Source organism: Sorangium sp. So ce693, assembly GCF_051521375.1.
In the GTDB taxonomy this organism is placed as follows: domain Bacteria; phylum Myxococcota_A; class Polyangia; order Polyangiales; family Polyangiaceae; genus Sorangium; species Sorangium atrum.
Map to the genome: position 1 here is coordinate 6,606,097 of NZ_CP150347.1, position 14,308 is coordinate 6,620,404.

General features: G+C 71.4%; 12 protein-coding genes and 1 pseudogene. 9 read left to right on the plus strand and 4 right to left on the minus strand.

Translation table 11 applies throughout. The features are described from left to right. Window positions 1–69 precede the first annotated feature (69 nt). Entirely contained in the window at window positions 70–492 is a 423-nt protein-coding gene (locus tag WMF14_RS24460; protein ID WP_437804089.1) for a Uma2 family endonuclease, read from the minus strand. A gap of 244 nt (window positions 493–736) precedes the next feature. After that, a complete protein-coding gene (locus tag WMF14_RS24465) occupies window positions 737–997 on the minus strand; it encodes a hypothetical protein (RefSeq protein ID WP_437804091.1) in 261 nt (86 codons plus the stop codon). 138 nt (window positions 998–1,135) lie between these two features. Between WMF14_RS24465 and WMF14_RS24470 the strand changes: the two genes are divergently transcribed. From WMF14_RS24470 to WMF14_RS24480, 3 genes and pseudogenes are all read left to right on the plus strand, one after another. After that, complete coding sequence (locus WMF14_RS24470; protein WP_437804093.1) at window positions 1,136–1,405, plus strand: ATP-binding protein; 270 nt, start codon at window positions 1,136–1,138, stop codon at window positions 1,403–1,405. Continuing rightward, window positions 1,402–1,770: a response regulator gene (locus WMF14_RS24475; protein WP_437804095.1), complete on the plus strand. Its 369-nt coding sequence runs from the start codon at window positions 1,402–1,404 to the stop codon at window positions 1,768–1,770. The genes WMF14_RS24470 and WMF14_RS24475 overlap by 4 nt, the downstream gene beginning before the upstream one ends. A 313-nt stretch (window positions 1,771–2,083) precedes the next feature. Beyond that, window positions 2,084–2,773: pseudogene (locus tag WMF14_RS24480) on the plus strand (DNA alkylation repair protein); the annotation flags it as partial. A 178-nt stretch (window positions 2,774–2,951) separates the two neighbouring features. Here the strand turns inward: WMF14_RS24480 and WMF14_RS24485 are convergent. Together WMF14_RS24485 and WMF14_RS24490 are read right to left on the minus strand one after the other, a co-directional pair. Continuing rightward, window positions 2,952–3,500: a DUF892 family protein gene (locus WMF14_RS24485; RefSeq protein WP_272093234.1), complete on the minus strand. Its 549-nt coding sequence runs from the start codon at window positions 3,498–3,500 to the stop codon at window positions 2,952–2,954. 94 nt (window positions 3,501–3,594) lie between these two features. Further along, on the minus strand, window positions 3,595–5,922 hold the full coding sequence (locus WMF14_RS24490; RefSeq protein WP_437804096.1) for an alpha/beta fold hydrolase: 2,328 nt from the start codon (window positions 5,920–5,922) through the stop codon (window positions 3,595–3,597). Between the two features lie 295 nt (window positions 5,923–6,217). On the opposite strand from WMF14_RS24490, the gene kdpF reads away from it, so the two are divergent. From kdpF to WMF14_RS24520, 6 genes are read left to right on the plus strand one after another with little or no spacing between them, the layout of a single operon-like run. Then, window positions 6,218–6,310: a K(+)-transporting ATPase subunit F gene (kdpF, locus tag WMF14_RS24495; protein WP_437804098.1), complete on the plus strand. Its 93-nt coding sequence runs from the start codon at window positions 6,218–6,220 to the stop codon at window positions 6,308–6,310. After that, complete coding sequence (gene kdpA / locus WMF14_RS24500) at window positions 6,307–8,049, plus strand: potassium-transporting ATPase subunit KdpA (RefSeq protein ID WP_437804100.1); 1,743 nt, start codon at window positions 6,307–6,309, stop codon at window positions 8,047–8,049. Before kdpF ends, kdpA begins: the two co-directional genes overlap by 4 nt. Further along, a complete protein-coding gene (kdpB, locus tag WMF14_RS24505; RefSeq protein ID WP_437804102.1) occupies window positions 8,046–10,241 on the plus strand; it encodes a potassium-transporting ATPase subunit KdpB in 2,196 nt (731 codons plus the stop codon). Before kdpA ends, kdpB begins: the two co-directional genes overlap by 4 nt. A 20-nt stretch (window positions 10,242–10,261) precedes the next feature. Next, window positions 10,262–10,834, plus strand: a complete 573-nt coding sequence (gene kdpC / locus WMF14_RS24510; RefSeq protein WP_437804104.1) for a potassium-transporting ATPase subunit KdpC — start codon at window positions 10,262–10,264, stop codon at window positions 10,832–10,834. A 14-nt stretch (window positions 10,835–10,848) separates the two neighbouring features. Then, complete coding sequence (locus tag WMF14_RS24515) at window positions 10,849–13,572, plus strand: DUF4118 domain-containing protein (protein WP_437804106.1); 2,724 nt, start codon at window positions 10,849–10,851, stop codon at window positions 13,570–13,572. Between the two features lie 15 nt (window positions 13,573–13,587). Then, on the plus strand, window positions 13,588–14,295 hold the full coding sequence (locus WMF14_RS24520; RefSeq protein ID WP_437804108.1) for a response regulator: 708 nt from the start codon (window positions 13,588–13,590) through the stop codon (window positions 14,293–14,295). The last annotated feature ends 13 nt before the right edge of the window (window positions 14,296–14,308 follow it).

The following is a 14,308-nucleotide window of genomic DNA, read 5'->3' on the forward strand; positions in this document are numbered from 1 at the left end:
ACGGCAGTCCAGGGCCTCCGGGTCGAGCTTCAGCGCTCCCGGGAGGCTCCCGGCAGCCTCCGACCAGAGCTAGCCGCCGTCGGGCAGCTTGCCGAACCGCTGCTCGTACCCGGCCAGCCGCGCTGCGAGGAGCGTCGCCTCGTGCTGCGCCGCGCGTGCCTGCTCCTCGGCGGCCCGCCCCTGCTCCTCGCCCGTGGGCACCACACGCCCTTCTGGGTCGAGCCAGCGCAGCCACTCGGCCTCGAGGCCGTGGTACGTGCCGCGGCGGACGCCGAGCCCGAGGTGCAGCCGCGGGCTCGCCACGTCGCCGCCCGCGCCGGGCGCGACGGGCGCGTACGCCATCGTGGCGAGATCGAGCGCATAGGCCTCGAGGACGCCCGTGAACGGATCGAACAGGTAGTACTCGGGCACGCGCAGGAGCTTCGCGTAGATGCGCATCTTGTCGGTGCGATCGACCTCCTCGGTGCTCTCGGAGAGCAGCTCGATCACCACGTCCGGCGTCCTTCCTTCCTCCTGCCAGACGACCCAGGATCGGCTCCCCGTCGTCGTACGGCAGCTCGTCCTCGCCGGGCGGCGGGGTCGGGACGAACGAGGTGTCGCTCTGAAAGGCCATGCGTCGCTCCTCTTGGAGAGAGCACCGCTCGTCGCCCTCGCGGTCGAACGCATCGCGGAGCGCCCTCCACGGCTACCTCGACATGCTGCTCGGCCTGCTCCCCAGGGACGGCGACCCACGCCTTCACCGCTTCGCCTCGCTCGCCCGCCCCCAGAGCGACCGCCTCGCGCGGCTGGTCGACGATCTCGTGAGCGCGAGCCGCATCCAGACCGGGAAGTTCGAGCTCCAGCTCGAGGACGTGGACCTCGTCCCGCTGATCGCGAGCGCCGCCGAGGGCGCCCAGTCGCTTGCGGCGACGCCGAAGATCCACGTCGTGCTGCCCCCTGGCACGGCGGAGCCGCTCGTGGTGAAGGGCGACGCCGCGCGCATGGAGCAGGTCCTCATGAACCTGATCGTCAACGCCTTCAAGCACGCGAGCGGCCCCCCAGATCGAGGTGCGATTGCGGCGCGCCGGCGGGGGCGCCGAGCTCGACGTGGAGGACTGCGGCCCGGGGATTCCCGCGGCCGACCTGCCTCATCTGTTTGTTCTCGAGCTTTTACCAGGTGGAGAGAGCTGGCCAATCCGCCGGCGGAGGCATGGGCCTCGGGCTCTTCATTTGCAGGGAGATCGTCAGGGCGCACGGCGGCCAGATCCTCGTGCGCAGCACGGAAGGCAAGGAGGCGACCTTCACGGTCAGGTTGCCTCTGATCGAGGACGGACAAGCACACGACGGATGCGCTGAATCGACCCCGCTCTCCTGCGCTCACGCGCGGCCGGTCGAGCGGGGCTGCGGGGAGGGAGCAGGCCCATGAAGGGGACTATCTTGGTGGTCGAAGACGACCTGGACTCGAGCAACATGCTCCGGGAGCTGCTGGCGATGGCCGACTATGCCGTCGAGTCGGCCGAGACCGCCGACGAGGCGATCGCCGCGATGACGGAGCGGCGCTACGACGCCGCGTTGGTCGATCTGACCGTCGCCGGCGCGACCACAGAGGAGCTGATCCAGCGGCTGCAGGGCGTGTCGGTTCGACCGCCCATCGTGCTCTTCTCGGCGCGGACGCCCGATGATCTCCGGGCAGCGGCCGAGCAGCTCTCGGCGGCGGCCGTGATCCAGAAGCCGGCGAGCATGGGCGTGCTCCTCTCCACCGTGGCGCGGGTGATCCGCCCGCCTTCGTAGGCGGCGCCTGCGCGCGGGCCGCGTCGCTTCTCCCTCCTCTTCTCCTCCTCCGCGGCGAGGCGCACTTGTGCCGGAACACGACATCATCGCGGGTCTACGTCGCGCCGGTAGACAACCACCTCCTGCTCGAGGACGGCTACTGGTGAGGGCAACGGATCGACGGGGAGCGCCCGCCCGCCGCGCCCCGGGGGGCGGCTGCCGCCGACGGGGTGAGCGGCCGCTCGCGGAGCGGACCGAGACCGCGGCGCCATGGAGGGCGCGGCCGGGCGAGCGCGCAATGGCGCACGATGGACAGAAGGGCTAGGTGTGGCCCATGGATGTCACCGAGGTGATGGGCGAGCTGGAGCGGCTCGGCACCGAGCAGAACCGCAAGGTGTACCGGCGCCACGGGATGACCGATCCGCTCTTCGGCGTGAGCTTCGCCCACATGAACGCGCTGGAGAAGCGGATCAAGCGCGACCACGAGCTCGCCGAGGCGCTCTGGGCGACGCGTAACGCCGACGCGAGGACGCTGGCGGTGACGATCGCCGATCCGGAGCGCTTCACCTGGGACAAGCTCGAGGCGTGGCTCGACGGCCTGCGCTCTCCGGTGCTCATCGACCTGCTCATGAAGCGGGTCGCGCTGAAGACGCCGTTCGCCCGGGACGCGATGGCGCGCTGGACCGCGTCGAACGACGAGTGGATCGGCCGCGCGGGCTGGACGCTCCTCGGCCTGCTCGCGACCGAGGACCCTTCGCTGCCCGACAGCCTGTTCGAGGAGCGGCTCTCGGTGATCGAGGCGTCGATCCACCGGGCCAGGAACCGCGTCCGCGAGGGGATGAACAGCGCGCTCATCAGCATCGGCGCGCGGAACGAGCCGCTGCGCGGCAAGGCGCTCACGGCCGCGCGGCGCATCGGCAAGGTCGAGATCGACCACGGCGAGACGAACTGCAAGACGCCCGACGCGACCGCCTACATCGAGAAGATCTGGGCCAGGAAGCCGGCCGCCGCGCCTGCCGCGAAGCCGGCCAGGGGCGCCGCTGCGAAGCCCGCCAAGGCCGCTGCGAAGCCCGCCAAGGCCGCTGCGAAGCCCGCCAAGGCCGCTGCGAAGCCCGCCAAGGCCGCCGCGAGGCCCACCAAGGCCGCCGCCGCGAAGCGAGCCTAGCCCGCTGGTTCCGCCATACGCGCCGCCCGGCGCCGGATCACGCCGGGTGCGCCGTCGTGAACAGCTCGCCTGGCGGCCCGAGCAGCTCCTTGCGGGTGAGCCGCTCGACGACCTTGCGCGTGAAGATCAGGTGATCTTCTTCCTCGTGCAGGCGGCGCCGGAACGCCTGCCTCGCCTCGCTGTCGTCCGCCTCGTCGGCGAGCTCGAGCAGCAGCTGCCAGCCGGAGTTGTCGACGAGCTCCGCGGTGAGCAGCGCGTGGAAGAGGTGGGTCGGGTTCATGTCCCCGTCGAGCACGATCTGCTCGATGCCCCGCGACTCGACCGTGATGAGCCGCGACATGTCCGTCTCGGCGTGCGCGTCCCCGCCCAGCGCGCGGATCTGCGCCTCGAGCCACTCCTCGTGCTCCTTCTCCTGGTCCCGGTGCTCCTTGAGCTCGCCGAGCCGGGCCATCAGGAAGGGATCGGCCGCGCGGCCGATCTTCTCCACGATGGAATCGTACAGTTTGACGCCTGCGCGCTCGAAGGTCAGCCGCTCGCTGAGCAGGTCGATGGCCTTGTCTCTGTTCGTCTGTGCAAGCTTCTTCATGCATCCCTCCGACCGGGGCGCATGCGATTCGCAGGCCGCCGCGCGCCACGCCGACGAGGCGGGCAGCGCGCCGGCCGGGCGCGGCGCGCGGCGATCAGAGGTGCTCTGTCAGGTACTCGACGATGGCGCGGTTCGCGTAATGGCTCGCGGCCGGCGACCGGTAACCGTGCCGCTCGCCCGGGAACACCAGGGTGTCGAACCGCTTGTCCGCGGCCATCAGCGCCTCGATCATCTTCGCCGTGTGCGCAAAGTGCACGTTCTCATCCATGAGCCCGTGCATGAGGAGCAGCTTGCCGCGCAGGTTGCCCGCGCGCTTCGTGAGATCGGTCGCCTCGTACCGCGCGGCGTCCTTGTCGAGGAGGCCCATGTACCGCTCCGTGTAACCCGTGTCGTACAGCCGATCGTCGGTCACCGGTGATCCCGCGACGCCCACGTGGAACCGGTCCGGCGCCGTGAGGAGCGCGTCCAGCGCCATCCTGCCGCCGTAGCTGTGGCCGTAGATCCCGACGCGGCCCGCGTCGACGTAAGGCAGCGTCTTCAGGAAATCGAGGCCCGCGATCTGATCGGCGAGCTCGACCTCGCCGAGCCGCCCGTAGATGGCCGACTCGAACGCGCGCCCGCGGTTCGCCGAGCCGCGGTTGTCGAGCTGAAAGACCACCACCCCGCGATCCGCGAGGTGATTCCACAGGAGCCACGGAGACCACGAGTTGAAGACCGTCTGGACGCCGGGCCCCCCGTACACGCTCACAACCACCGGATAGCGGCGGCCGGGCTCGATCCTCCGCGGCGCGAGCAGCGCGCCGTAGAGCGTGTCGCCGCTCGCAGCGCGCACCTCGACGATCTCGGGGGCGCGCAGCTCGAGCTCCGCGAGCTCCCGGTCCACGGGCGCCGGCAGCGCGCCCACCTCGGCGTTGTCCGCGCCCCTCACCGCCCCCTTCCACGGGCGATCCAGGGCCGCGTGGAGCTCGACGTACCCCGGCCCCCTCGGATCCACGGTGATCTGGTGCATCCCCGGGTCGGACGTGAGCCGCTTCACCTCGCCGCCCGCGAGCGGCACGGTGTAGAGATGGCGCTCGGTCGGGCGCTCCTTGGTCGCCACGAAGCGCGCGAGGCCGCGCTCCTCGTCCGGCGGAAGGAGCGAGGTGACGTCCCAGTCGCCCTGGGTGAGCCTGGCGATCTCGGCGCCCGAGTCGGCGTCCCGCAGCGCGAGGTGGCGATGGCCGCTCTCGGCGGTCGACCAGACGAACCTCGGCGAGCGCTCGAGGAGCCGCATGTCGGCGAAGTCCACCCAGGTCGGCGAGGTCTCGACGACGACCTCGGCGGCCTCGCCCGAGCGCGGCCTCGCGCGGAGGAGCGAGAGGCGCTTCTGGTCCCGCGAGAGGGTCTGGAACCAGAGCGCCTTGCCGTCTTCCGCCCAGGCGAACCGGCCGAGGTAGCGCTCGTCTTCGCCGTCGCCCCCCTTCCACGTGAGCCATGTCGTCTTTTTGGTGGCGAGATCGAGGATGCCCGCCCTGACGCGGGGGTTCTTGCCGCCGACGCGCGGGTAACGCGCCATCATGAGATCTTCCTTGCCGCCGCGGAAGCCGAGGACTGGCACCTTCTCGACCTGTCGCTCGTCGACCTCCAGATACGCCACCCGGTCGCAGCCGGGGGAGATCCAGAAGCCGCTCGGCTCGTCGAACTCCTCCTGACCGTTGAAGTCGCTCAGGCCGCGCGAGACCCCCTCGGGCGCCCCCCGGGTCAGCGCCGTCTCGCGGCGCGAGGCGACGTCGATCATGAAGAGCTCGCGCCCGCGGACGAACACGACGCGCTCGCCGCCGTCGCACACCTTCGGATCGATCTCCGGCTCGGGCGTGTCGGTGAGCCGCGCGATCGCCCCTTTCGGGTCGCGCGAGTCGCGCAAGAAGACGTCGCCGCCGAAGGGGATGAGGGCGACCTCCGCCCGCTTCGCCCACGAATAGGCCGTGATCCCCTTGGAGAACATGCGCTGTCGCTCGCGGCGGAGCTCCTCCTCGCGCGACAGCGGCTTCGCGTCCTTCAGCAGATCGCCCGAGCCGACGAGCTGCCGAATCTCGCGCGACGTTGTGTCGAAGGCGAAGAGCGCCTGCTCCGGCCCGTCCGCCTGCCGCTGGAGGTAGGTGATCAGCTTGCCGCCGGGCGCGTACTGGATCGCCCTGGGCAGCCGCGCTCCGAGCGGCGGTTGCCGGCCGAGGTGGGCATACGTGATCCGGCTCGCCTCCGGCCCGGCGATGCGCGCCTTCTCCGGCAGGGCGGCCTGCTTCACCGCCGCGGCGGCCCCGGCCGGGGCGGCCTTGGCGGGCGGGGCGGCCCTCGGCGGGGACGAGCCGGTGGGCGGGGCGCACGCGGCGACCGAGAGGACGGAGAGCAACCCAAAGCGCGCGGGGAGCAGCGGACGTCGCATGGCCGCTATCTCTCCCGTCGCCATGGAGATGTCAAACAGCGCTGCGCGCCGCGGGCGAGGCCGGGGCGCGCGAGCTCACCTTCGTCTTGATACTTTCTTGACGGCGCCCCTCCCCCATCTTGACGGCCCTTTGACCCGCGGAGCACTACGTTCAGTCCCGCTCGGCCGGCACGGACGAAGGCACGCCCGGTGCGGCCGATGAGGTCGCCATGGATATGGTTTACATGGGGCTGACGCTCCTCCTGTTCTCGCTGTTCGCAGGGCTCATCAAGCTCTGTGAGAGGGTTTGAGCGCCATGATCGCGTTCATCTGTATCTCGGGCCTCCTCGCCCTGGGCCTGCTGTTCTATCTGCTCTTCGCCCTCCTCGAGCCGGAGAGCCTGTCATGACCGCCAGCGCGGCGCTGCAAGCCGCGATCTACCTGGCCGTCCTCATCGGCCTCTCCGTCCCGCTCGGCCTCTACATGGCGCGGGTCTACCAGGGCGGTCGGGGCCTCATGGTCCGCGTGCTCGGGCCGGTCGAGCGGCTCATCTACCGCGCGGCGGGCGTGCGCGCGGATCAGGAGATGCGCTGGCAGGACTACGCCTTCGCGGTGCTCGCGTTCAACCTGGCCGGTCTCGTCGCCGTCTATGCCCTCCAGCGGCTCCAGGGCGCCCTGCCCCTGAACCCGGAGGGGATGGCCGCCGTCCCGCCCGATCTCGCGTTCAACACCGCATCGAGCTTCGCCTCCAACACGAACTGGCAGGCGTACGGCGGCGAGTCGACGCTCAGCTACCTGACGCAGATGGCCGGGCTCGGCGTGCAGAACTTCGTCTCGGCCGCGACCGGGATGGCCGTGCTCGTCGCGCTGATCCGCGGGATCACGCGGAAGACGGCGGATACCGTCGGGAGCTTCTGGGTCGATCTCGTCCGGAGCACCCTTTACATCCTCCTGCCGCTCTCGCTCCTGCTCACCGTCCTCCTCGTGTCCGAGGGGGTCGTGCAGGGCTTCGGGGGCTACCAGAGCGCGTCGCTGCTCCAGGCCGTCAAGGACCAGGGCGGCAGCGCGGTCGTTCATCAGGTGATCCCGATGGGGCCCGCGGCGTCGCAGATCGCGATCAAGCAGCTCGGGACGAACGGCGGCGGCTTCTTCAACGTGAACTCGGCCCATCCGCTCGAGAACCCCACGGCCCTCTCGAACTTCCTCGAGATGCTCGCGCTGCTCCTCATCCCCGCCGCGCTCTGCCACACGTTCGGCAGGATGGTGGGCGACAGGCGCCAGGGCTGGATGGTGCTCGCCGCGATGACGGCCATCTTCACGGTCCTCCTCGTCTCCTGCATCGCCTCGGAGCAGGCGGGCAACCCTGCCCTCTCCGGCCTGGGCGTCGATCAGGCGGCGAGCGCGCTCCAGGCCGGCGGCAACATGGAGGGGAAGGAGGCGCGCTTCGGCATCGCGAGCTCCGCCATCTGGGCGACCGCCACAACGGCGGCCTCGAACGGCTCGGTCAACGCGATGCACGACTCCTTCACGCCCCTCGGCGGGCTCGTGCCCCTCTGGCTCATGCAGCTCGGCGAGGTGGTCTTCGGCGGGGTCGGCTCCGGCCTCTACGGCATGCTCATGTTCGTCGTCATCGCCGTCTTCGTGGCCGGCCTGATGGTCGGCCGCACGCCGGAATACCTCGGCAAGAAGATCGAGGCGTTCGAGATGAAGATGGCGTCCCTCGTCGTGCTCTTCCCCGCGATCACCGTCCTCCTCGGCACCGCCATCGCGGTGATGACCGAGGAGGGGCGGAAGGGCGTCTTCAACCCCGGGCCGCACGGCTTCAGCGAGGTGCTCTATGCGTTCTCGTCCGGCGCAAACAACAACGGCAGCGCCTTCGGCGGCCTCGGCGCGAACAGCCCGTTCTACAACACCGCCCTCGGCGTCGCGATGCTCGTCGGCCGCTATGCGCTGATCGTCCCCGTGCTCGCGCTCGCGGGCTCGCTCGCGCGGAAGAAGCTCGTCCCGGCCGGCCCGGGCACGCTGCCCACGCACACACCGCTGTTCGTCGCGCTCCTGACAGGCACCGTCGTGCTCGTCGGGGCGCTCACGTACGTCCCGGCGCTCGCGCTCGGGCCGATCGTCGAGCACCTGGAGATGACCCGATGACCATGCAGCTTCATCCCATCGGCGAGTCGAGCCCCAGGCGCGGCGCGCCTGCTCCCGTGCTCCCCGAGCTGTCGCCGCCGCCGAGGTCACGCCACCCGTCCCGCGACGTGGAGGGGAAGAAGACCGCGGCGAGGCCGCTCCTCGACCCCGCGATCCTGAGGCCGGCGATCGTCGCCGCGTTCCGCAAGCTCGACCCACGCCACCAGGTCCGCAACCCGGTGATGTTCGTGGTCCTGGCCGGGAGCGCGCTCACCACGGCCCTGTTCGTGCACGCGCTCTTTCAGCACGAGCGCGAGGGCGATGCGCCGGCCGGGTTCGTCCTCGCCATCTCCCTGTGGCTCTGGTTCACCGTGCTCTTCGCGAACTTCGCGGAGGCCATGGCCGAGGGGCGCGGAAAGGCCCAGGCGGACACGCTCCGCAAGGCGCGGCGCGACGTCGAGGCCGTGAAGCTCTCCGCCCCGGAGCGCGACGCGGCGCAGACCACCGTGCGGGCGTCGAGCCTCCGGCGAGGAGACCTCGTGCTCGTGGAGGCAGGCGCGATCATCCCCGGCGACGGCGACATCGTCGTCGGCGTCGCGTCCGTCGACGAGAGCGCCGTCACGGGCGAGAGCGCCCCCGTGGTGCGGGAGAGCGGCGGCGACAGGAGCGCTGTCACCGGCGGGACGCGCGTCCTGTCCGACTGGCTCATCCTCCGCATCTCCAGAAACCCCGGCGAGGCGTTCCTCGACCGCATGATCTCGATGGTCGAAGGGGCGAAGCGGAAGAAGACACCGAACGAGATCGCGCTCGACATCCTGCTCGCCGCGCTCACCATCGTCTTCCTCCTCGCGACCGTGACGCTGCTGCCGTTCTCGATCTACGGCGTCCGGGCGGCAGGACAGGGAGCGCCGATCAGCATCGCCGTGCTCGTGGCGCTGCTCGTCTGCCTGATCCCCACCACCATCGGCGGTCTGCTCTCGGCCATCGGCATCGCCGGGATGGACCGCATGATCCAGGCGAACGTCATCGCCATGTCGGGCCGCGCCGTCGAGGCCGCGGGGGACGTGGACGTGCTGCTGCTCGACAAGACCGGCACGATCACGCTCGGCAACCGGCAGGCCACGGAGCTCATCCCGGCGGACGGGATCGGGGCGCAGGCGCTCGCCGACGCCGCGCAGCTCGCGTCGCTCGCCGACGAGACCCCCGAGGGGCGCAGCGTCGTCGTGCTCGCCAAGGAGAGGTACGGCCTGCGCGAGCGCGATCTCTCGACCCTCGGCGCCCGCTTCGTCCCCTTCACCGCGCAGACCCGGATGAGCGGCGTCGACAGCGGCGCGCGCGAGATCCGGAAGGGCGCCGTCGACGCGATCGAGGCCTACGTCAAGGAGAAGGGCGGCGCGGTCCCGCCCGCGGTGCAGGCTGCGACGGAGGCCATCGCCCGGAAGGGCGGCACGCCGCTCGTCGTCGCCGAGGGCAGCGCCGTGCTCGGCGTCATCCACCTCAAGGACATCGTGAAGGGCGGCATCAAGGAGCGCTTCGGCGACCTCCGGCGCATGGGCATCAAGACGGTGATGATCACGGGCGACAACCCGCTCACCGCCGCCGCCATCGCCGCCGAGGCCGGCGTCGACGACTTCCTGGCGCACGCCACGCCCGAGGCCAAGCTCTCGCTCATCCGCGATTACCAGACGGGCGGACGGCTCGTCGCCATGACCGGCGACGGGACGAACGACGCCCCCGCGCTGGCGCAGGCGGACGTCGCGGTCGCCATGAACACGGGCACCCAGGCCGCGAAGGAGGCCGGGAACATGGTCGATCTCGACTCGAACCCGACCAAGCTCATCGAGATCGTCGAGATCGGCAAGCAGCTCCTGATGACGCGGGGCGCCCTCACGACCTTCAGCCTGGCGAACGACGTCGCGAAGTACTTCGCCATCATCCCGGCGGCCTTCGTCTCGACGTATCCTGCGCTCGGGCGGCTCGACGTGATGGGGCTCGCCACGCCGCGGAGCGCCGTGCTCTCCGCGGTGATCTTCAACGCGCTCGTCATCGTCGCGCTCATACCGCTCGCGCTCCGGGGCATCCGCTACCGGTCCGTCGGCGCGGAGCGGATGCTCCGCAGGAACCTGCTCGTCTACGGCCTCGGCGGGCTCATCGCGCCGTTCGTGGGCATCAAAGGGATCGATCTCCTCCTCTCCGCCCTCGGCCTCGCCTGAGGTCTCAAGGAAAGAACGCCATGCTCGCGCACCTGCGACCCGCCCTCGTCCTCCTCCTCGCCCTCACCGGCCTCACGGGGTTCGCCTACCCGCTGCTCTCGACCGCCGTCGCGCAGGCAGCGTTCCCGCACCAGGCGAACGGCAGCCTCGTGCTCCAGGGCGACCGCGTTGTCGGATCGAGCCTGCTCGGCCAGGCATTCCACGACCCGCGCTACTTCTGGGGCCGCCCCTCGGCGACGAGCCCTGTCCCCTACGCCGGGCAGGCCTCTGCCGGGAGCAACCTCGGGCCCACGAACCCTGCCCTGGCCGAGGCGGTCAAAGCCAGGATCGAGGCGCTCCGCGCCGCGGATCCGGAGGCCGCCGCGCCGGTGCCCGTCGACCTGGTGACCGCCTCCGGCAGCGGCCTCGATCCGCACATCAGCCCCGCGGCGGCGGAGTACCAGGTGCGGCGCGTGGCGCGCGCGCGGAACCTGCGAGAGGCGGAGGTTCGCCGGCTCGTCGCGCGGCACACGGAGGGGCGCTGGCTCGGGCTCCTCGGCGAGCCCCACGTGAACGTGCTGCTCCTGAACCTCGCCCTCGACGGCGCCCGCTGAGGAGCGCGCGAGCGGTGGCGGACGCACGCGAAGACCGACCGGATCCCGAGGCGCTGCTCGCCGCGGCCCGCGAGGAGGAGGAGCGCGAGGGGAAGGGCAAGCTCAAGATCTTCTTCGGCGCCGCGCCCGGCGTCGGCAAGACGTACGCGATGCTGGCGGCGGCGCGGTCGCTCCACGCCGAAGACGTCGACGTCGTCGTCGGGTGGGTCGAGACGCACGGGCGCGCCGAGACGGAGGCGCTCCTCGGCGGGCCTCCGCCGCTGCCGCGCCTGCCGGCGATCGAGGTCGAGCACCGCGGCAGGACGCTGCGCGACTTCGACCTCGAGGCGGCGCTGGAGCGCCGCCCGAAGCTCCTCCTCGTCGACGAGCTCGCGCACACGAACGCGCCGGGGCTCAGGCACCCGAAGCGCTGGCAGGACGTCATCGACCTCCTCGACGCGGGGATCGACGTCTACACGACCGTCAACGTCCAGCACATCGAGAGCCTGAACGACGTGGTGGCCCAGGTGACCGGCGTCGTGGTCCGGGAGACGGTGCCCGACTCGATGATCGAGCGCGCCGACGAGATCGAGCTCATCGACCTCCCGCCGGACGACCTCCTCGAGCGGCTGCGGGAGGGCAAGGTCTACCTCTCGGAGCAGATCGAGCGCGCGGCGAGCAACTTCTTCCGCAAGGGCAACCTGATCGCCCTGCGCGAGCTCGCCCTGCGGCGCACCGCCGAGCGCGTCGACGATCAGATGCGCGGCTACATGCGCGCCCACGGCATCCAGAAGACGTGGGCCGTCGCCGAGCGGATCGTCGTCTGCGTGGGGCCGAGCCCCATGTCGGCGCGGCTCATCCGGGCGACGCGGCGGATGGCCGGCAGCCTGAAGGCGGAGTGGCACGCGGTCACCGTGCAGACGCCGGCGCAGGCGCGGCTCTCCCAGGCCGACCGCGGGCGGGTCGACCGGAACCTCGCGCTCGCCGAGCGCCTCGGCGCCACCACGGTCCAGCTCCACGGCGCTCAGGTCGCCGGGGAGGTCCTGCGGTACGCCAGGCAGCACAACGTCAGCAAGATCGTCGTCGGCAAGCCGACCCACCCTCGCTGGAAGGACTTCGTCTACGGCTCGCTGCTCGACGATCTCGTGCGCCAGAGCGGCGACATCGACGTCTACGTCATCCAGGGGACGGCGGAGGCGCAGCGGTCCGAGGTCGGTTCGCCGGAGCGGCGCCGCGTCGCGCCGCTGGCCTACGCCCTCAGCGCGTGCGTGGTGGCGCTCTGCACGCTGGTCTCGTGGGTCATGCACCCGTCCTCCGACCTGGCGAACCTCATCATGGTGTACCTGCTCGGGGTCGTCTTCGTCGCGAGCCGCTTCGGGCGAGGCCCCTCGGTGCTCGCCTCGGTGCTCGGCGTCGCGGCCTTCGATTTCTTCTTCGTCAAGCCGTACCTGACCTTCGTCGTCAGCGATCTCCGGTACCTCGTCACGTTCGCGATCATGCTGCTCGTGGCGCTGATCATCGCCGGCCTCACCGTGCGCATCCGCCGCGACGCCGAGAGCGCCGGCCAGCGCGAGCAGCGCACCGCGGCGCTCTACGCGATGAGCAGGGAGCTGACCGCCCTGCGCGAGACCGACAAGCTCAGCCTCGCGGCGGCGCGCCACGTGCGCGACGTCTTCGAGGCCGATGCGGTGGTCCTCCTGCCCGGCCCCGACGGCCGCCTCGCCGTCTGCGCGGGGACGGCGGAGGGCGTTGTCGCCGGCGAGCAGGAGCGGGCTGTCGCGGAGTGGGCGTATGCGCGCGGCAAGGTCGCGGGGGCCGGCACCGACACGCTCCCGAGCGCGGGCGCGATGCACCTGCCGCTCCACGGGTCCTCCGGGCCGATCGGCGTCCTCAGCGTCCGGCCGCGCGGGTCGTGGCAGTCGCTCGACCTGGGCCGGCGCGAGCTGCTCGGCGCCTTCGCCACGCAGACGTCGCTCGCGCTGGAGCGCGCCCTGCTCGCGCGGCAGGCCCAGCGCGCGCAGCTCCACGCCCAGGCGGAGGAGCTCCGCAACGCCCTCCTGAGCTCGGTCTCGCACGATCTGCGCACGCCGCTCGCCACGATCACCGGCGTCGCGGGCGCGCTGCTCGACGAGGGGGCCGCGCTCGACCCGGCGGCCCGGCGCGACCTGACGCAGACCGTGCTGGAGGAGGCGCAGCGGCTCGAGCGCCTCGTGCGCAACCTGCTCGACATGACGCGCCTGGAGTCCGGCGCGCTCGCGGTGAAGAAGGAGTGGCTGCCGCTCGAGGAGATCGTGGGGGCAGCGCTGAACCGGGTCGAGGAGCACCTCGAAGGCCGGGAGGTCTCGATCGATCTCGACCGGGCGACGGAGCTCGTCCCGATGGATGGCGTGCTGATGGAGCAGGTGCTCATCAACCTGCTCGAGAACGCGCTCAAGTACTCGCCGGCCGGCAGCCCGATCGGGATCCGGGGGTTCACCGAGCGGAGCACGGCGATGCTCGAGATCGCGGATCGCGGTCCGGGCCTACCGCCCGGCGAGGAGGAGGCCATCTTCGAGAAATTCCACCGGGGCCGCGGCCAGACGCAGCGCGGCCTCGGCCTCGGCCTCACCATCTGCCGCGGCATCGTGGCCGCGCACGGCGGACAGATCACGGCCGAGGATCGGCCTCATGGGGGCGCGGTCTTCCGCGTGACGTTGCCCATCGAGGGCCGCCCGCCGCACCTCGCCGCCCCGGAGCTGCCGGCGGCCGCGGGCGCTTGATATCGTGGGTGGGCGATGGCGGAAGCGTCTCCTCTCGTGCTGCTGATCGAGGACGAGCCGCAGATGCGCCGCTTCTTGCGCGCGATGCTGGCGGCCCGCGGCTACCGGCTCGTGGAGACGGAGACGGGCGCCGAGGGCATCGCCCAGGCGACGACGCGCAATCCGGATCTCGTGCTCCTCGATCTCGGGCTCCCTGACATGGATGGCCTGGAGGTGACCCGGCGGCTCCGGGAGTGGACCGCTGTCCCGATCATCGTGCTGTCGGCCCGCGGCCAGGAGCAGGACAAGATCGACGCGCTGGACGGCGGCGCCGACGATTACCTGACCAAGCCGTTCAGCGCGGGCGAGCTCCTGGCGCGGCTGCGCGTGGCCCTGCGCCACGCCGCCCACGCGGCGAAGGCGGAGAGCTCGACCTTCAAGGTGCAGGATGTCGATGTCGATCTCGCGCGCCGGGTCGTGCTGCGGGGTGGCGAGGAGATCCACCTGACACCGATCGAGTACAAGCTGCTCACGACGCTGATCCGACACGCCGGGAAGGTGCTGACGCACCGCCAGCTCCTCGGCGAGGTGTGGGGCCCTGCCTACGCGGGGCAGACACACTATCTGCGCGTCTACATGGCGCAGCTGCGGCACAAGCTGGAGCGCGACCCGGCGCGACCGCAGATCCTGATCACCGAGCCCGGCGTGGGCTACCGGCTCAAGGGGACTCGGATCGAGCCGTAGCCAGCGCGAGCGC